Below are 18,965 nucleotides of genomic sequence, written 5' to 3' on the forward strand. Positions count from 1 at the left end.
ATCAGGGCGATGGCCGAAATAGAGGGGGGCTGGGATGAGCCGGTCTACGCCCACATTCCGCTGATCCATGGATCAGACGGCGCAAAACTGTCCAAGCGTCACGGCGCGCTGGGCGTCGACGCCTATCGCGACGACATGGGCATGCTGCCCGAGGCGGTGATCAACTATCTGCTGCGACTCGGCTGGGGCCATGGCGACGAAGAAATCATCTCCCGCGACCGCGCGGTCGAACTGTTCGACATCAGCGGCGTCGGCCGTTCGCCCTCGCGCTTTGACATCAAGAAGCTGGAAAATCTGAACGGCCACTATCTGCGCGAGGCCGATGATGCGCGCCTGGCTGCACTGGTTGCGCCGCGCATAGCCGCCCGCCTGGGCCACGACTTGCCGGAAGGCGCTGAAAAGCTGCTGACCGATGCGATGGCCCCGCTCAAGCCCCGCGCCAAGACGCTTAACGAAATTGCCGAGGGCGCTGAATTCTTGTTCAAAAATTGCCCACTCGATTTTGACGAGAAGGCCCTTGCTCTGCTAGACGACTCCGCGCGTGCGCTGCTGGGACAGACAGCCGACGCTCTTGCGCCCGTCCCCTCCTGGACGGTCGAAGCGATCGAGGAAGCAATACGCCACGTGGCAGAGGATGCCGGCCTCGGGCTGGGGAAGGTCGCGCAGCCCCTGCGCGCGGCGTTGACCGGACGCACGGTTTCGCCGGGAATTTTCGACGTCCTTTTCCTTCTGGGGAAGACGGAGAGCTTGGAACGATTGGCCGCTGTGAGGCACGCATCGGCCAATTGAAGTATCTAGGAGAACAACATGTCGGATAATAATGCCAGTTTGAGCGTCGGAGGTAAGGCCAACGACTATGCCGTCCTCAGCGGCACCGTGGGCCCGCAGGTCATCGATGTTCGCAAGCTTTACGCCAACACCGGCATGTTTACCTATGATCCGGGCTTCACCTCGACCGCGAGCTGCGATTCGGGCCTGACCTATATCGACGGCGACGCCGGCGTGCTGTTGCACCGCGGCTATCCGATCGACCAGCTCGCCGAACAGTCGAGCTTCATGGAAGTCAGCTATCTGCTCCTCAACGGCGAACTGCCCTCGAAGAAGGAGCTGGAGGACTTCACCCGCACGATCACGCGCCATACCATGGTGCATGAACAGCTCACCACCTTCTACCGCGGTTTCCGCCGCGATGCGCACCCGATGGCGATCATGTGCGGCGTGGTCGGCGCGCTTTCGGCCTTCTACCACGACTCGACCGACATCAACGATCCGGAACAGCGCAAGATCGCGAGCCACCGCCTGATCGCCAAGATGCCCACGATCGCGGCCATGGCCTATAAATATTCGGTGGGTCAGCCCTTCGTCTATCCGCGCAATGACCTCAGCTACACCGCCAACTTCCTGAACATGACCTTCTCGGTCCCAGCGGAAGAATATGTCATCGATCCGGTCGTCGTCGACGCGATGGACAAGATCTTCACGCTGCACGCCGACCATGAGCAGAACGCCTCGACCTCGACCGTGCGTCTGGCCGGTTCCTCGGGCGCCAATCCGTTCGCCTGCATCGCGGCCGGCATCGCCTGCCTCTGGGGCCCGGCGCATGGCGGCGCGAACGAAGCAGCGCTCAACATGCTGCGCGAAATCGGCACAGTCGACCGCATTCCGGAATATATCGCCCGCGCCAAGAACAAGGACGATCCGTTCCGCCTGATGGGCTTTGGTCACCGCGTCTACAAGAATTACGATCCGCGCGCGACCGTCATGCAGAAGACCGCAAAGGACGTTCTGGCCAAGCTGGGCGTCAACGATCCGATCTTCGACGTCGCCAAGGAACTGGAGCAGATCGCGCTCAACGATCCCTACTTCATCGAGAAGAAGCTCTACCCGAATGTCGACTTCTATTCGGGCGTGATCCTCTCGGCCATCGGCTTCCCGACCGAGATGTTCACTGTTCTTTTCGCCCTTGCCCGCACCGTCGGCTGGGTCGCGCAGTGGAACGAAATGATTTCGGACCCAGCGCAGAAGATCGGCCGTCCGCGCCAGCTCTATACCGGCCCGGCACAGCGCGACTATATCCCGGTCGAAAAGCGCTGATCGGCGCCGACAGCCAAAATGGAAACGGCGCCCCGATCGGGCGCCGTTTTTCTTTTATCCCAGGGCCGGAAGCGAGAGGGTGAACCGCGCGCCGCCCTCCGGCGCATCATCGATGCGGATGTCGCCGCCCATCGCCCGCGCCAGACGCCGCGAAATGTAAAGGCCCAGCCCGCTGCCGCCCGGATCGCTGCGGCCCAGTCGTTCGAACTTGTCGAAAACGCGCTCCCGGCTGTCGACGGGAACGCCCTCGCCCTGATCCAGCACGGCGATCCACGCCTGATCGGCGTCGCGCCCCGTCTCGATCCGCACCGTCGATCCTTCAGGCGCATAACGCACAGCATTGCCGACCAGATTCATCATGATCTGCAAGGCCCGGCGAAATTCGCCGATGGCGGGGACTGACGCGTCCGGTTCCGGCGCGACGATGCAGATGCTGCGATCCAGCGCCTTGACCAGAAACAGCCCCGCTGCCCGGCGCGCCAGATCGGCGAGATCGACTTCCTCGGCAATGACGCTGAAATCCGGCCGGTCGATCGTCTGAAGGTCGGCGAGATCGTCGATCAGCGCCATCAGATGCCGCCCCGCCGCCGCTATATCATTGGCATAGCCGACATAGTCTGGCCGCAGCGGCCCTTCGAACTGGGCACCGATCGAATCGGCATTGGCGATGATCCGTCCCAGCGGCTGACGCAGCGACCGGTCCAGCCTTTTCCCGAACTCAGCGGGATAGAGTAGCACCGGTTCTGGGGGGGCCAGCGGGGCCATCACCGCCCGATCCAGCGGCAAGGCCTTGCCGCGATAGCCCACGAGTTGCCCGCCAAGGTCAAACATCGGAAAGCCCGACAGCATGAACCGCTGCCCCGCATCGCCGGACAGGCTGGCGACCTGATCCCGAAAAGCGCGACGCTGGGCAAAACCGCGCAGAATGGCCAGATCGCCATCCGCGTCCGGCCGCAATTCGAAATAGCTGGTGAAGCGACTGCCCGGCACTGGCGGCGCGACGGGCAGGACGCCCTCGCTCCCCAATCCCTCCAGCACCATCTGAAAGCAGAGCTGGGTGTCGATCTGCCAGGTCCAGCCTTCGGACAAGGCGGCAATATCGCTCTCGCGCCGTGAAAGATCGACCGGCGGGACGACCGGCGGACGCTCATGCCAGTCGATGACGGCGATCTGCACCGCGTCCGCCTCCGGCCTGGCGCGGACCCACATGTCGATATCGCCCCGCTCGGTCGCGGCCACCAGCGGCCGCGACACCGGCACGCCTAACTTCGCCGCCAGCCGCACCACCGCCGCCAGCTGCGGAATGGCCAGCATTTGCCCCAGATCGCCACCCGCCTCCTGCTGCAAGGCCAGCAAGGGCGCGTCGGCAGCCAGCAACCGGCCATCCGCGGCGACCATCGCCCGAATGATGGCAGGATGCGCCGGCATGTTCATCAGCCGGTGATCCGCCGCAGATGATCCAGCTTCGCCCGCAGCGGCGCAGGCGTCCGCATCGCGCTGACCGCCGCATCTGCCTGCGCCACGGTCAGTTCCTGATATCGCAGAGCTTCCGCGACGATGACGGCATCGGACAGGGATGGCCGCACCGGCCGCAACGCCAGCAGCAAATGCCGATAATCAGCATCCGATCCGCCCAGTGCCCGGCAAAGGGCCGCAACCTGCGCCACCGGCCCGATGACCAGCGCGTCCGCGATCTGCGCCGTTTCGATCCGCAGCCGCCGCCCCGCGAGAGCCGCGAACAGCAAAAACTGGCGCTGCCCCAATGCCACCCCCAGCAGTTCCGGCGCCTCCGCCCGATCACCCAGCACATGCACCAACCTGTCCGCCGCCGCGATCGGTCCCGTCGCCTCGTCATGCCGCGCAAGCAAAGCCTGCCCTGCCGCCTCGAACGGCGGCAAAACCGCCTCCGGCTCGATCAGTCCGCTCCGTTGCACCAGCGCCGTCAGGCTCGCCGCCGCCGTCCACACCAGTTCGGCAAAATGCCCGGCGGGCAGATCGGGCTGCATCGGCTGATCCTCCGACCCGGTCAGCAGCCAGCGCCCTTCCGCCAGCGCCAGCGCCGCCATAGCCTCGCCGATGGCCGAATCACCGCTCGGGAAAAGAGGTTCGGCCTCCGATTCGCCATGCTCGCCGTCGGGCCGCCCGAATTGCCGCAGCATCAGGCTGACGCCGCCGCGCATCTGCATATGGGCAAGCAGTGCAGGTCCCAGCAATGTCGGTTGCGCGCAAAGCGTCGGCCAGCAGACCGGCTGCGGCCATTGCGTCAGGACTGCCGCAATTTCGGGCTTTTCATCCAGCGCCAGTCGCAGGCCAATCTCGATCGCGGTCAGGCACCCGCCCAGATGCCGCCGCGTCTCGGCCATCAGCGCGTCGTGCCGCCCGCGCGCCTCGTCGGGAAAGAAAAATGCCAGATCAATGGCATGACCAACAGGAACAGCGGACATGCCAGCCATGACCTGCGCCACGGGCCAGCTGTCCGCCATGGTCGGTCCGATCAGGGACGAAAAGGCATTCATACAGGCCAGCATAGCTGCACGTCGTTAAAATGCACTAAACCGTAACGAGCAAAATCGCCTAATCCCGCCGCAGCAGAATCATCGCCCCGACAGAGGCGATGGCGCAGACCATGGCCAGGTCGAACATCAGCCCCAGGCCCCCCGCCACAGCACCTGCCAGCAGAAGGATCAGCGCGCTTGCCGGCGTGAAGACCATCCACGGCCGCACTGCGCCTGTGCGGTGCCAGCGGTCGGCAATCTGGATGATCGCCAGCAGCAGCGCGAGATAGCCCGGCACCGTCCCCTCGCCCGCCAGCGCCGTCCCGCCCACGGCAAAGCCCGGCACGATAAAGGCCGTCCATCCGATGGACAGCGGCCGCAACGCCATTTCGTCCAGCCGGTCTGCGGTCTCCGCCAGCAGCAGTCCCAGCAGCAGCAGACAGAAACCCGCGCTCACCCAGTGCAGTTCGATCGGCACCAGCGCGATGGCGCCCAATGCCATGGCGGCGATGCGCACCTGCAGGGCGGGCACCTGCATCCGCATGAGCGCCGGACTGACCAGCCGCGTGACCGGCCCCAGCAGATAATGTTCGGCGCCCCCCCGCACCCGAGCGCCCCGAGGCCCCTTCGCAAGCACTGCCTGCGCGGCGAGATCGGCCTGTTCCTGCGCCTCAACCAGCGCAACCCGGCCTTCCAGCAGATCGTCCTGCGGCACGGTGACCCGCCGCGCACCCGCCTGAACCGCTGCGCGCACCAACGTCAGCGACAGATCCCAATCCCCGATCATATCGAGCGTACTGAAAAGCAGGTCCGGGCTGATCCGCGCCAGTCCGGCCCAGCGCTGCCCGGCATCGATCCGCTCAAACGGCGCGCTGGCGCGGCTGTCGTCGGTCACAAGCAGGCCGTTGCCCGCTTCCTTCGCCATCGCATCGAAATAGGTCTGACCCACGATCGCGCCGTCTGCCACCAGCAGGATGTCGGCATCGCGCGGCGCGTCGCGCACCATCGACACCATGTCGCGGACCAGCGCGACGGCAATGCCATCGGCCGACAGGCGATCGACGGCCTGCGATAAAGCGGGCGTGATGACGCTGACCAGGATCATGATTCGGTCGGCGCCCGCCCGCGCCGCCTGCCGGGCCTGATATTCCACCAGCGTCTGCCCGGCGAAATGCAGGCTGGCGCGCAGCGATCCAGCGGCATCGGTCGATGCCCGGCTGGCGCTCAGAATAGCGGCAAAAGTCATGCGTGAGGAAACCGGCCCGATCGTTGTTCTATCCGCCTTCTTGCAAGGCGGACGCGTTCAGGCAAGCAGCGTCTCGTCTCACCCCTGCGCAAGATCGTCCAGCGCGGCACGCAAGAGCCGCAAAATCCGCGGGTCGCCGGGCGCGGCATCGGCCGCTTCATGGGCCATCACCATCAGGCTGGTCAGGCCGAAACTGGCCGCCAGTCCCTTGAGCCGCCACGCTGCAAGCTGCCAGTTCGCGTCGCAGCGCGCCCGCCCCAGCAGATTGAGGTGTCGCTCCGCGCTTTCCATGAAGGCTGCGCGAAGGTCGTCAATCAACTGCCTGTCTTCGCCGACGGCGGCGGCGAGAGCGGCATTCAGGGCGCCTGGATCATAGGACATGGGGTCGAACGCTATCTGGCTTGCGTTAAGTTTTGGTAACGGGGCATTTTCGTCCGCGCAAAAGCTGCTAGGATAGGTGCCATGAACGGGGGCAGCACCATAGTCGAATTCTGGCGGAACAACGGCCAGTCAGCGGATGACGCATCGCAGGCGGGCGACACGCTGCTGTTGAAGCAGGCCGTCCTTGATCTGGAGGACGAAACGGCCGATCTGGAAAGTGGGGAGCGCAACATTCGCGGGACGCAATGGGCGCTCTTGTCCGCAGGCCTGCTATGGGTCGGCTTTGCCGGTTGGGCGACGATCTCGTCCGGTCAGTGGCAGGCCGGTCCTTCGGCATGGCCGGGTCTGGTCGCGACCATTTTGGTGCCGCTAATCCTGCTGGGCGTCTGCTACCTGCTGCTGCTGCGCAACAGCCGCGCCGAGTCCCGCCGCTATCTCGACACCGCCCGTGCCCTGCGCACCGAAGCGGAACTGCTTGAACTGCGTTTGGGCAGGATCGCCAGCCAGCTCGCGACGGCGCGCCAGACCATGCAGGATCAGGCGGAACTGCTGGACAGCTATGGCGCTGCGGCCAGCAGCAATATGGAGGCATCGGCCGAACTGATCGCGGGCCGGGCCAACAGCACGGCCGAGCGCGCCGAAGCCGCGGAGCGCGCGGGGCTTGCCCTTGTCCAGCGGATGGAAACGCTGATCGCGTCGATCCCCGAACTGGAGGAGCGGGCGACCCGCATGTCGGCGCAAATGATCGACAATGGCCATATCCTGTCGGAGCGGATCGACACGCTGGAGACGCGGCTGCATGCGCTCGGCGAATTGTCGGACGATGCGCGATCCCGCACGCTGTCCGCGACGAAAAGTCTGTCGAGCCAGCTGACCCAGCTTCAGGAAGCCACCCATAGCGCTGCGCAGGAAGTCACCGGCATGGCCGATCTGGCGGCAGGCCGGATCGAAGCGACCGCGCAGAGCGCCCGCAAGGCGATGCAGGACAGCTGGCAGGATATCGAGCAGCAATCCGTCGCGCTCGACGGGCTGATGCTGCGGACCAAGGAAGAAATCGCCGAAACCACCCAGTCGGTCATCACCCTGCTGACGCAGGAGCTGAACCGCGTCGAGATCGACGTGCTCCACCGGCTGGAAACCACCCATGGGCGCGCGCAGGAAACGATGGCGAGCGTCGACGCCAATCTCACCGCGCAGGCCCAATCGCTCAAGTCGCTGATCGAAGGGGCGCAGGCCGGTATCGCCGCGACCAGCCAATCCGCGCTCGGTATATTGTCTCGCGATGCCCAGACAATCGAAGCCGAACTGCGCCAGCGGGTCGAAGCGGCCGTGGCTCAGGCCCGCGAAGGCATGGCGATCACCGACCAGGGCATTGCCCGCCAGACCGAGGCGCTGGATGCGCTGATTGCCCGGTCGCGCGGCGACATCGCCGCCATTGGCGATGAAACCGTGACCCATATCGCCGATCATGTCGGCGAGATCGAAAGCCGCCTGCATCAGATCAACGATCTGGTCGAAGGCCAGCGGACGCTGGTGGCCGGTCTTCAGACCAGCCTGACCGATGCGGTGGGATCGGCGGAGGCGCGCTTCGCAGCGATGGAGGAAAGCGCCCTCGCCCGGAACGAACGGCTGACCGAGGCCCTGACCCGCCTGACCGCCGAAACGCAACGCATCGACAGCGCACTGGCAGCCGGGGGCCTGACCGCCGAAAAGCTGATCGGCAGCGCCGAAACGCTGATGGTCGCGCTCGATTCCAGCGTGCGCGAACTGGACGAAACCTTCCCCGCCGCGCTGGAGCGGTTCAACGGCCGGATCGAAACCAGCCGCACGCTGCTCGACAGCGCCGCCCCGGAAATCGAGCGGCTGGAGGCGATATCCGAAGCGCTGGTCGGCCGCACGCAGGAAGCAGAGGAACTGCTGCGCGGTCAGGGCCGCCGCCTAACCGAATGGCTGGAAAGCACGCAGAGCGGCGTGGACGCCAATCGGGAGCTGGTCGAACGGCTGCGCGCCGCACTCGACAATGCGCATCAGGACGCGACGCGGATCACCGAAGGCGCCGGGCCGCTGCTCGTCACCGCTCTGCTGCGCGTCAAGGACACCGCCGATCAGGCGGCCGAACGCGCCCGTCAGGCATTGAGCCGCGCCATACCCGAAGCAGCCCAGGCGCTCGCCGATGCCAGCGAGGAGGCGATGGAACGCGTTGTCGGCGACAAGATCACGGCGCAGATCGAACAGGTCGCCAAGGTTGCCGAGGAAGCGGTCAAGGCCGCGCATCAGGCTTCCGACCGCCTCACCCGCCAGCTTCTGACCATCGCCGACACCAGCGCCAGCGTCGAAGCCCGGATCGAGGAAGCCGAGCGCGCCACCGAAGAGCGCGACAGGGATCATTTCGCGCGCCGGTCCGCGGTCATCATCGAATCGCTCAACAGCACGGCGATCGACGTTGCCAAGATCCTGTCCAACGACGTTACCGATTCCGCCTGGTCATCCTATCTGAAGGGCGATCGCGGCGTCTTCACCCGGCGCGCGGTAAAGTTGCTGGATGCCGGAGAATCCCGCGAGATTGCGCTGCACTACGACAATGATCCTGAATTTCAGGAGCATGTGAACCGCTACATCCATGATTTTGAATCGATGCTGCGGATCATCCTGTCCGCCCGCGACGGCAATGCGCTGGGCGTGGCGATCCTGTCCTCCGACATGGGCAAGCTCTACGTGGCGCTCGCTCAAGCGATCGAGCGGTTGCGCCAATAGCGCTGTTGGCCTGAAAATGCCGACGGATGGGTGATCTCCGTCGGCAGGCTCAAGCGCGACGTCTGACCGGAAGCCAGCGATCAGGGCAGATCAAGCCAAAGGCTTGCGAATGTCCGCGACGAACGGCCGGCTCAGGCGAACCTCGTCGGCAAGTTGCTCGACCATCTCGATCTCGGCCACCGAACCGACGGGATGAATCGCCCAATTGCAGTGAGGATGGGTCTGACGCGCATAGATCTGGACCGGCCCAACGATTTTGCGCCATTTATGCTTTTGGCCGCCATGATCGCGAAGCAATCTGGCTACAAGAAGATCGATCAGCTGGTCGGCGGTCATGCCCTCCCCTAGCTGGAAGGATAGCGGTCGGCAAGAAAGCGGCCGATCATATTCAGGTTTGCCATGCTGCGCGTTGATCCGCCCTTCCCTGGCCCCAGGCGTGGGAAAGGCAGGAAATGACCCAAATCGGACGCCGTCACCCGATATGCGTCCAGCGCTCCAGCGTCACCCAGCCCTCGACATAGTTGGCATAATATAGGCCGAACAATAACGCCGAGAGGATTGTCGCCCGCAGTGCCACAACGCCCGGCCGGAAATTGCTCGGCGCGCTGTCCGCCTGCCCCTTCAGCAGTTCCTCGCCCGTTTCATCCGGCGTGCGGATGCCTAAGGGCAGGACGATGAAGGCGCTGATCACCCAGAACAGCACATAGATGGCGAAAATGGCATACCAGTTCATGGCGGTCAGACTTAAGCGCGGATGAGGAGGACGTCCACCACCGGCTTCTTGCCTGTCCAGCGCGTCGCCGTCCGGCGGACGGCCAGGCGCACCCGCTCGCGCAGGGCCTCTTCATCCTGCGATCCCTTGGCGACGGCGCCCGCGGCTTCCTCGGCCGCCTCTTCCAGAAACGCCGCCTTATCCTCTTCCACCGGCACCCCCTGGGTGCGCAAGGCAGGGGCCCCAATCATCCGGCCCTTGCCGTCGAGCGCCACGGCCACGCTGATCTGCCCGTGCAGCGCGACCTTGCGCCGCTCGTTCATCGTCGAACCGTCCGCAGGCAGGATGACGTCGCCATCCAGCACCAGCCGACCCGTCGCTTCATTGCCGATGATCTCCGGCCCGTTCGGCGCCAGACGCAGCAAATCGCCATTCGACTGCACGACCGCGCTGGGAACGCCGCTGGCCAGCCCCAGCCGCGCCTGTTCGGCCATATGCCGGCGCTCGCCATGGACCGGCAGCAAGATCTGCGGTCGCACCCAGCGATACATGGATTCCAGTTCCGGCCGCCCCGGATGGCCCGACACATGGACTTCCGCCTGACGATCCGTCACCATCAGCACGCCCTTGGTCGCCAGCGCGTTCTGGATGCGCCCGATGGCGATTTCGTTACCCGGTATCTGCTTGGAGGAGAAGACGACCAGATCGCCCTCATCCAGCTTGATCGGATGGCTGTCGAAGGCGATCCGGGACAAGGCAGCGCGCGCCTCGCCCTGACCGCCAGTGGCGATGATCATCACCTCATTGTGCGGCAGCGCCATCACATCGTCCCAGTCGACCGTCGGCGGGAAGTCCTTCAGATAGCCCGCCGTCCGCGCCGTCGAAATGATCCGGTCGAGCGACCGCCCCGCCACGCAGAGCTTGCGCCCCACGGCATTGGCGACCTCGCCCAGCGTCTGCAACCGCGCCGCATTGGACGCGAAGGTCGTGACCAGCACGCGCCCTTTGGCGCCCCTGATGGTCTGCATCAGCCCTTCGCGCACATCGCCTTCCGAGCCGCTCGCTTCGGGATTGAAGACATTGGTGCTGTCGCACACCAAGGCCAGCACGCCCTCATCCCCGATCGCCATCAATTCCTTCGGCGTCGAAGGCTGGCCCAGCAACGGCGTCTCATCCAGCTTCCAGTCGCCGGTGTGGAAAATCTTGCCATAGGGCGTGTCGATCAGCACCGCATTGCCTTCGGGGATCGAATGGGCGAGCGGCACATAACGGAAGCCGAACGGCCCCAGCGCGAAGCTGCCCTCATTGTCGATGACGTTGAGTTCGACTTCCTGGCTAAGCCCTTCTTCCTCCAGCTTCAGCCGGATCAGCCCTGCCGTGAACGGGGTCGCGTAGAGCGGCACGCCCAGATCCGCCGCAAGGTAGGGAATAGCGCCGATATGATCTTCATGCCCGTGGGTCAGAACGATACCGAGCAGATCGTCCTTTCGCTCCTCGATAAAGGCGAGGTCCGGCAACACCAGTTCCACGCCGGGATAGGCGGGATCGGCAAAGGTCAGGCCCAGATCGACCATCACCCATTTGCCCTGGCAACCGTAGAGATTGACATTCATGCCAATCTCACCCGACCCGCCGAGGGCCAGGAAGATCAGCTCATTTCCAGGTGTCATTCTGTTTTCAAACTCCGTTCATACAGCAATGCGAGGCCCAGGATCGTGAGATCGGGCGCGATCGCATCGAAAATATCGCTATTGTCGTCAAAGAGGACCGCGAGGCCCCCCGTCGAAATCACCTTGGCGGGACGACCGATCTCCGCCCGCATGCGGGCCACCAGCCCCTCCATCATCGCCACATAGCCCCAGAAGACGCCGATATGCATCTGCGCTTCGGTGGTGCGACCGATAACCGATCGGTTCTCCGGCGGCGCGATCGCAATCTTGGGCAGCTTCGCAGCGGCGGCCACCAGTGCGTCCAGCGACAGGTTAATGCCCGGCGCAATGATGCCGCCCTTATAGGCTCCATGATAATCGATCACGTCGAAGGTGGTCGCCGTGCCGAAATCGATGACGATCAGATCGCCTTCATACAGATGGTGGGCGGCAATGGCGTTTACAACCCGGTCCGCGCCGACCGAGGCCGGTTCGGCCACGTCAAGCTCGATCCCCCACTCCACCGGCGCCTGGCCTGCAACCAGAGCGGTCGTCCTGAAATATTTCTCGGCCAGCACCTGAAGATTATGCAGCGCGCGCGGCACAACGGTCGCGATGATCACCGCTTCGACGTCGCCGATCTTATAGCCTTCCAGCATCAGCAGCTGGTTCAGCCACACCGCATATTCGTCAGCCGTGCGGCGAGGATCGGTTGCGATCCGCCAGCGGGCGCGGATGTCCCGCCCTTCAAGCAGCGCGAAAACCACATTCGTATTGCCCGCGTCGATCGCGAGAAGCATGGCCCGATCCTCAGATGAGAAAGATATCGCCGGCATGAATGGCACGGCTCTGCCCATTCGCCAAGCGCAGGATCAGCATGCCCTGACGATCGAGCGTGTCGAATGTGCCTTCGACGACGTCGCCATCGGGCTGCACCACGCGCATCGGCGTCCCGCCGGCATGGGCATTGAGCAGCCAGTGCGTCCGCACCGGTTCCAGGCCCTGCGCCCGCCAGATCGCCAGCCAGTGCCCGAAAAGCTGCGCCAGCCGCTCCAGCAGCGCCCCCGCCTCCGCATCCTGCGCGCCCTGCGCGGACAGACTTGTGACCGGGCGGTCGAGTCCTTCGGGATGGCTGGTCACGTTGATGCCGATGCCGACGACAATCCCATCCCCCGAGCGCTCCAGCAGGATGCCCGCGATCTTCGCGCCGTCGACCAGTATGTCATTGGGCCATTTGATCCGCGCCTGCCCCTCGCAGAGCGGCGCAATGAGCGCGTGAACGGCATTGGCCGCCACCAGCGCCAGACTATGGGGCAAGGGATCGTTCGCGCTCAGCCGAACGACGGTCGAGCAATAGAGATTGCCGTCGACCGACTCCCAGTTGCGCCCCATCCGGCCGCGCCCGCCCGTCTGGCGTCCGGCGCGCAGCCATGTTCCATCCGGAACCCCTTGCTCCACCATCGCCAGCATGTCGGCATTGGTGGAGCCGGTCTCCTCGACGAAGCGGATGACGCTCAGAACAGCGACGCCGCTGCCGCCGCGCTCACGTTGTCGAGCATCGGGTTCAGCAGATAGCCGAAGACGATCACCACGGCGCAGGCCGTCAGAATGATATTCTCGACTGCCCCGCCGCGGGCCTCATAGGCGTCTGCCGGCTCATCGAAATACATCGTCTTGATGATCTTGAGATAATAGAAGGCGCCGATCACCGAAGCCGCGATACCGAAGGCTGCCAAAGCCGTCAGCCCCGCCGCCACGGCCGCATCGAACACCAGGAACTTCGCCCAGAAGCCGAAGAGCGGCGGGATACCGGCCATGGAGAACATGAAGATCGCCAGCGCCGCCGCCAGCCCCTTGCGCGAACGCGACAGGCCGGCGAGGCTCGATATCGTCTCGACCGGCTTACCGTCCGCATCGCGCATTTGCAGGATGCAGGCAAAGGCGCCGATGGTCATGACGACGTAGATCGCCATGTAGCTCATCGTGCCGGCAACGCCCGCAGGCGTTCCTGCCGCAAGGCCGATCAGCGCGAAGCCGACATTGTTGATCGACGAATAGGCCATCAGACGCTTGATGTTGGTCTGGCCGATGGCGGCGACCGCGCCGAAGAGGATCGAGGCCAGCGCCACGAAGATCACGATCTGCTGCCAGTCCAGACCCGCCGGACCCAGCGCCTCGATCGCCACGCGGACGGTCAGGCCCATGGCCGCAACCTTGGGCGCACTGGCGAAGAAGGTCGTCACCGGGGTCGGCGCGCCCTCATAGACGTCGGGCGTCCACATGTGGAACGGCACGGCGCTGATCTTGAACGCGAGGCCCGCCAGCACGAACACCAGACCAAACAGCTCGCCCTTCGACACACCGTCGCCCAGAGCGACCGCGATGCCGTCGAAGCTCGTGCCGCCCGTGAAGCCGTAGAGCAGCGAAATGCCGTAGAGCAGGATACCGCTCGCCAGCGACCCCAGCACGAAATATTTGAGGCCCGCTTCGGAAGAGCGCTCGTCCTGCCGCATGAAGCTCGCCAGCACATAGGAGGCCAAGCTGTTCATTTCGAGGCCGACATAGAGCGTCAGCATGTCGCCCGCCGACACCATCATGCCCATGCCGATGGCGGCGAAGAGGATCAGGATCGGATATTCGGGACGCAGCGCGCCGCCTGTGATAAAATAACGCGGAGCCAGCAGGATCGCCGACGCCGCAGCGCCATAGATCAACGCCTTGGCAAAGACCGAGAAGGCATCGGCCCGCACCAGCCCGTCAAAGGCCACCGGCCCATGCGCCAGCGAGGTCGAGAGCGTCAGACCGGCAACGACCAGCGTCGCGACCGACAGCCAGTTGACCAGCCGGCTCGTGCCGTCGCCGCCATAGGCCGCGATCAGCATCAGGATCAGACCACCGGCCGTCAGCACCAGCTCCGGCAGGACCGCCAGAAGGGAAGCGGAATCAATCATCAGTGCGCCTCCCCGTGCGCCGCGGCTTCTTCATGATGGGCTTCGGCAGCAGGAATGGCCGGACCCATCTTGATCTTGGAATCACCCGCCGGAGCGGCGGAGGCGATGCGCGCTTCCAGCGCGCGGATGTCGGAACGCATGGGGCTGAGGAAGCTCTCCGGATAGATGCCCATCCACAGCACCGCCGCGGCGATCGGCGCCAGCAGCCAGACTTCCCGCATCGACAGGTCCGGCATGGCTGCCGCATCGGCGTTCTTCTGGTCGCCATAGCAGATGCGGCGATAGAGATAGAGCATATAGGCCGCACCCAGGATGATCCCCGTCGTGCAGACCAGCGCTACCCAGCTCGACACCTGATAAATGCCCATCAACGACAGGAATTCCCCGACAAAGTTGCTGGTACCCGGCAGACCGACCGATGCCATGGTGAACAGCATGAACAGCACCGCATATTTCGGCATGTTGATGCTGAGGCCGCCGTAGCGGGCAATCTCACGCGTGTGCAGCCGGTCATAGATGACCCCGACGCACAGGAAGAGGGCGCCCGACACCAGACCATGGCCCAGCATCACCATCATCGCACCTTCGATGCCCGCCTGGTTGAAGGCGAACAGGCCGACCGTGACGATCGCCATATGCGCGACAGACGAGTAGGCGATCAGCTTCTTCATGTCCGACTGAACGAGCGCGACGAGGCTGGTATAGACCACCGCGACCATCGACAGGCCCCAGACCAGAGGCGCCAACTGCGCCGAGGCTTCCGGGAACATCGGCAGCGAGAAGCGGATGAAGCCATAGCCGCCCATCTTCAGCAGCACGCCCGCCAGAATGACCGAACCGGCGGTCGGCGCCTGAACGTGCGCGTCCGGCAGCCAGGTGTGGACCGGCCACATCGGCATCTTCACCGCAAAGCTGGCGAAGAAGGCCAGCCACAGCCAGATCTGGATCTTGGGATCAAAATTATAGGCCATCAGCGTCGGGATGTCGGTCGTGCCCGCTTCATGCACCATCCACATCATCGCGATCAGCATCAGCACCGATCCGAGCAGCGTGTAGAGGAAAAATTTGTACGAAGCGTAGATGCGATCCGCGCCGCCCCAGATGCCGATGATGAGATACATCGGGATCAGGCCGGCTTCGAACATGATGTAGAAGAGATAGAGATCCTGCGCCGTGAAGACGCCGATCATCAGCACCTCCATGAACAGGAACGCCGCCATATATTCGCCGACGCGCTTTTCGATCGCCAGCCAGCTCGCCCCGATGCAGATCGGCATCAGGAAGACGGTCAGCATGATCAGAACCAGCGCGATGCCGTCGATGCCGAGCGCCCAGGCGAAGCGGCCGAAGATCGGCGCATATTCCTGGAACTGCCACTGGGCGGCGGCGCCCGACTGGTCGAACTGCGTCCAGAGTACGACGCCGAGGACCAGATCGACCAGCGTCGCCACCAGCGCGATCATGCGCGCCTGCGCAGCGCCCGAGTAGAGGCAGGCGATGGCCCCCGCCATCGGCACTGCCATCATCAGGGAAAGGATGGGGAAGCCGTCCATTATCGTGTCATCGCCCAGGTTGCGGCTGCGGCGAGGCCAATCAGCATCACCAGCGCGTAAGTGTAAAGGTAGCCGGACTGAAGCCGACGGGTGACTTTGTTGCCCTGCACGACCAGCGCAGCCAGACCGTTGGGTCCGAAGCGGTCGATGAAGCCCACGTCACCGAACTTCCAGAAGAAGCGGCCGATGGCGAAGGCAGGCTTGACGAACAGGAAGTGGTACAGTTCGTCGAAATACCATTTGTTGAGCAGGAACTGGTAGAGCGCGCCGAAGGTCGCGACAAAACGCTGCGGCCAGTCGGTGAACTTGAGATAGGCCAGCATGGCGATCACAAGGCCGGTCAGCATCACCGTGAACGGACCGAACTTGACCCAGGTGGGCACTTCATGCGCCGCATGCATCAGGTGGCTGTCGAACGCCAGAGCGCCCTTCCAGAAATCGATGCCCCCTTCCGGACCAATGAACTGGTCGTGGAAGGCGAAACCGGCGAACACCGCGCCCAGACTGAGCACCACCAGCGGCAGCAGCATGACCCAGGGACTCTCATGCGGATGATAGCCCGCCGTTCCGGTCAGTTCCTGACCATGCCCGTGGCCCTCATGATGACCGTGGCCGTCATGCTCCGTCTCTTCCTCCGGCGATTCATGATGGCCGTGGACTGCGTGCTGGATATGCTCCGAAGCGGCCCAGCGCGGCTTGCCGAAGAAGGTCAGGAACACCAGACGCCACGAATAGAAGCTGGTGAGCAGCGCCGCGAACACGCCGACCAGATAGGCGCCGACGCCCGCACCGCCCGAAGCATAGGCCGCTTCGAGAATGCCGTCCTTCGAGTAGAAGCCGGCGAAACCGACGCCGACGAGCGGCAGACCGACGCCCGTAATGGCCAGCGTGCCCAGCGTCATCGTCCAGAAGGTGATCGGGATCTCCTTCCGCAACGCGCCATAGTAACGCATGTCCTGCTCATGATGCATCGCATGGATGACCGAGCCAGCGCCCAGGAACAGCAGAGCCTTGAAGAAGGCGTGGGTGAAGAGGTGGAACATCGCCGCGCCATAGGCACCGACCCCCGCCGCGAAGAACATGTAGCCCAGCTGCGAACAGGTCGAGTAGGCGATCACGCGCTTGATGTCGTTCTGCACCGTGCCGACGGTCGCCGCGAACAGACAGGTGGCCGCGCCGATGATGGTGACGAAATGCAGCGCAGTCGGCGAGGCTTCGAACATCGGCGACAGGCGGCACACCATGAACACGCCCGCTGTCACCATGGTCGCGGCATGGATCAGCGCCGACACCGGGGTCGGACCTTCCATCGCGTCCGGCAGCCAGGTGTGGAGGCCAAGCTGCGCCGACTTGCCCATCGCGCCGATGAACAGCAGCAGGCAGAGCACGGTCATCGTGTCGAAGCGGTGGCCGAGAAAGCCGATGGTCGAACCCGCCATCGACGGCGCGGCGGCGAGAATTTCCGGGATCGAGATGGTGTTGAACACCAGATAGGTGCCGAAAATGCCCATCATGAAGCCAAGGTCGCCGACGCGGTTGACGACGAACGCCTTGATCGCGGCTGCATTGGCCGAGGGCTTACGGAACCAGAAGCCGATCAGAAGATAAGAGGCCAGACCGACGCCTTCCCATCCGAAGAACATCTGCAACAGATTGTTCGCGGTCACGAGCATCAGCATCGCGAAGGTGAAGAGCGACAGATAGGCGAAGAAGCGCGGCTGATCCGGCTCCTCCTCCATATAGCCCCAGCTGTAGAGGTGGACGAGGCTCGACACGCTGGTGATGACAACCAGCATGACGGCGGTCATGGTGTCGACCCGCAGCGCCCACTGGGCGTCGAAGCTGCCCGATTGGATCCACGTAAACATGGGCGCGACATAGGGATCGGCGTGCCCGGTCACGAAGGACAGGAAAATCGGCCAGCTCATTGCGCAGGAGGCAAAGAGCGCGCCGGTGGTGACGATCTTGGCCGGCAGCTTGCCAAGGGCCTTGTTGCCAAGACCGGCGATGGCAGCAGCCAGCAACGGGAGAAGGACGATAAGCTGGATCATCGAGCTTTAGCCCTTCATCCGGTTGACATCGTCGACGGCGATGGTGCCGCGACCACGGAAGTAAATGACGAGGATCGCAAGGCCAATGGCCGCTTCGCCCGCCGCGACGGTCAGCACGAACATGCTGAAAACCTGGCCCACCAGATCGCCCAGAAAGGCGCTGAAGGCGACAAGGTTGATGTTTACGCTGAGGAGGATCAGCTCGATCGCCATCAGGATGATGATGACGTTCTTGCGATTGATGAAGATACCCAGCACGCCCATCACGAAAAGGATCGCGCTGACCACCATATAATGTTGAAGGCCGATCACAGCTCCACCCCCTGCCCGACGGGCTGATTGATGTTACGCGTCGCATCCTGCGGACGGCGACGGTTCTGACGGGCGATATTCTGGCCCCGCACGCCGCCACGGGCACGATGGGTCAGCACGATGGCGCCGATCATCGCGACCAGCAGGACGATGCCCGCCGCTTCGAACAGGAAGATGTACCGGGTATAAAGCAGCCCGCCGATAGCCTGAATGTTGGAAAGCTCCGGGTTCACCGGCGCGGCGCGCTGCGCCAGCTCGATGGGACCGGCGCTCCACAGGCCGATGCCCAGCACGATCTCGGCCAGCAGCACCAGCGCGATCAGCAGCCCGAACGGCAGATAATCGACGAAACCGGCGCGCAGCTCCGCAAAATCGATGTCGAGCATCATGACGACGAACAGGAACAGCACGGCGACCGCGCCGACATAGACGATGACCAGAAGCATCGCGATGAATTCGGCGCCCAGCAGGACCATCAGACCCGCCGCGTTGAAGAAGGCGAGGATCAGCCACAGCACCGAATGGACCGGGTTGCGCGACAGGATCGTCAGCGCGCCGCTGCACACCACGATCGCGGCGAACAGATAGAAGGCGAAGACATGAATCACAGGATCATATTCCCTTTGACGCCGGCGGCTTAACGATAGGGTGCATCGGCAGCAAGGTTCGCGGCAATCGCCCGCTCCCACTTGTCGCCATTTTCGAGGAGCTTGGCCTCTGCTCGCAGCGCGAACTGGACGCTCTGGTGTCGAAGGCCGCGAAGAAGG

At 64.1% G+C, this 18,965-nt stretch carries 17 protein-coding genes; 3 read left to right on the plus strand and 14 right to left on the minus strand.

What is annotated here, in order from left to right:
- Both ACFC3J_RS16545 and ACFC3J_RS16550 read left to right on the plus strand, forming a co-directional pair.
- The coding region (locus tag ACFC3J_RS16545) for a glutamate--tRNA ligase (protein WP_375197213.1) at window positions 1-789 on the plus strand (789 nt) is incomplete at its 5' end.
- An 18-nt stretch (window positions 790-807) separates the two neighbouring features.
- Complete coding sequence (locus ACFC3J_RS16550; protein ID WP_192666573.1) at window positions 808-2,094, plus strand: citrate synthase; 1,287 nt, start codon at window positions 808-810, stop codon at window positions 2,092-2,094.
- Window positions 2,095-2,148: 54 nt separating this feature from the next.
- Here the strand turns inward: ACFC3J_RS16550 and ACFC3J_RS16555 are convergent, their stop codons facing one another.
- From ACFC3J_RS16555 to ACFC3J_RS16570, 4 genes are all read right to left on the minus strand, one after another.
- Window positions 2,149-3,528 carry a sensor histidine kinase gene (locus ACFC3J_RS16555; RefSeq protein WP_375197214.1) on the minus strand — a complete coding sequence of 460 codons (1,380 nt, stop codon included), beginning with the start codon at window positions 3,526-3,528 and terminating at the stop codon, window positions 2,149-2,151.
- A complete protein-coding gene (locus ACFC3J_RS16560) occupies window positions 3,528-4,622 on the minus strand; it encodes a hypothetical protein (protein ID WP_375197215.1) in 1,095 nt (364 codons plus the stop codon). The genes ACFC3J_RS16555 and ACFC3J_RS16560 overlap by 1 nt, the downstream gene beginning before the upstream one ends.
- 46 nt (window positions 4,623-4,668) lie before the next feature.
- Window positions 4,669-5,835 carry a hypothetical protein gene (locus ACFC3J_RS16565; protein ID WP_375197216.1) on the minus strand — a complete coding sequence of 389 codons (1,167 nt, stop codon included), beginning with the start codon at window positions 5,833-5,835 and terminating at the stop codon, window positions 4,669-4,671.
- 78 nt (window positions 5,836-5,913) lie between these two features.
- Window positions 5,914-6,216 carry an Hpt domain-containing protein gene (locus ACFC3J_RS16570; protein WP_375197217.1) on the minus strand — a complete coding sequence of 101 codons (303 nt, stop codon included), beginning with the start codon at window positions 6,214-6,216 and terminating at the stop codon, window positions 5,914-5,916.
- An 81-nt stretch (window positions 6,217-6,297) separates the two neighbouring features.
- Between ACFC3J_RS16570 and ACFC3J_RS16575 the strand changes: the two genes are divergently transcribed.
- Window positions 6,298-8,970 (plus strand): hypothetical protein, encoded by a 2,673-nt coding sequence (locus ACFC3J_RS16575; RefSeq protein WP_375197218.1) that lies wholly within the window; start codon window positions 6,298-6,300, stop codon window positions 8,968-8,970.
- A gap of 90 nt (window positions 8,971-9,060) precedes the next feature.
- Here ACFC3J_RS16575 and ACFC3J_RS16580 read toward each other — a convergent pair whose 3' ends face one another.
- The 10 genes from ACFC3J_RS16580 to ACFC3J_RS16625 all read right to left on the minus strand — a co-directional run bounded on the left by ACFC3J_RS16580 (window position 9,061) and on the right by ACFC3J_RS16625 (window position 18,806).
- Window positions 9,061-9,306 (minus strand): hypothetical protein, encoded by a 246-nt coding sequence (locus ACFC3J_RS16580; protein ID WP_375197219.1) that lies wholly within the window; start codon window positions 9,304-9,306, stop codon window positions 9,061-9,063.
- 136 nt (window positions 9,307-9,442) lie between these two features.
- On the minus strand, window positions 9,443-9,703 hold the full coding sequence (locus ACFC3J_RS16585; protein WP_375197220.1) for a DUF1467 family protein: 261 nt from the start codon (window positions 9,701-9,703) through the stop codon (window positions 9,443-9,445).
- A gap of 11 nt (window positions 9,704-9,714) precedes the next feature.
- A complete protein-coding gene (locus ACFC3J_RS16590) occupies window positions 9,715-11,352 on the minus strand; it encodes a ribonuclease J (RefSeq protein ID WP_375197221.1) in 1,638 nt (545 codons plus the stop codon).
- Window positions 11,349-12,131, minus strand: a complete 783-nt coding sequence (locus ACFC3J_RS16595; RefSeq protein ID WP_375197222.1) for a type III pantothenate kinase — start codon at window positions 12,129-12,131, stop codon at window positions 11,349-11,351. Before ACFC3J_RS16595 ends, ACFC3J_RS16590 begins: the two co-directional genes overlap by 4 nt.
- Window positions 12,132-12,141: 10 nt before the next feature.
- Window positions 12,142-12,840, minus strand: a complete 699-nt coding sequence (locus tag ACFC3J_RS16600) for a biotin--[acetyl-CoA-carboxylase] ligase (protein ID WP_375197227.1) — start codon at window positions 12,838-12,840, stop codon at window positions 12,142-12,144.
- Between the two features lie 5 nt (window positions 12,841-12,845).
- Window positions 12,846-14,282, minus strand: a complete 1,437-nt coding sequence (gene nuoN, locus ACFC3J_RS16605) for an NADH-quinone oxidoreductase subunit NuoN (protein WP_375197223.1) — start codon at window positions 14,280-14,282, stop codon at window positions 12,846-12,848.
- Window positions 14,282-15,835, minus strand: coding sequence for an NADH-quinone oxidoreductase subunit M (locus tag ACFC3J_RS16610; RefSeq protein ID WP_375197224.1), 1,554 nt, complete (start codon window positions 15,833-15,835; stop codon window positions 14,282-14,284). Before ACFC3J_RS16610 ends, nuoN begins: the two co-directional genes overlap by 1 nt.
- Window positions 15,835-17,886, minus strand: coding sequence for an NADH-quinone oxidoreductase subunit L (nuoL, locus tag ACFC3J_RS16615; protein ID WP_375197225.1), 2,052 nt, complete (start codon window positions 17,884-17,886; stop codon window positions 15,835-15,837). The genes ACFC3J_RS16610 and nuoL overlap by 1 nt, the downstream gene beginning before the upstream one ends.
- 6 nt (window positions 17,887-17,892) lie before the next feature.
- A complete protein-coding gene (gene nuoK / locus ACFC3J_RS16620) occupies window positions 17,893-18,198 on the minus strand; it encodes an NADH-quinone oxidoreductase subunit NuoK (protein WP_004211745.1) in 306 nt (101 codons plus the stop codon).
- Window positions 18,195-18,806 (minus strand): NADH-quinone oxidoreductase subunit J, encoded by a 612-nt coding sequence (locus ACFC3J_RS16625; RefSeq protein ID WP_375197226.1) that lies wholly within the window; start codon window positions 18,804-18,806, stop codon window positions 18,195-18,197. The genes nuoK and ACFC3J_RS16625 overlap by 4 nt, the downstream gene beginning before the upstream one ends.
- Between the last annotated feature and the right edge of the window lie 159 nt (window positions 18,807-18,965).

It is taken from the genome of Sphingobium sp. (genome assembly GCF_041987595.1).
Lineage (GTDB): Bacteria > Pseudomonadota > Alphaproteobacteria > Sphingomonadales > Sphingomonadaceae > Sphingobium.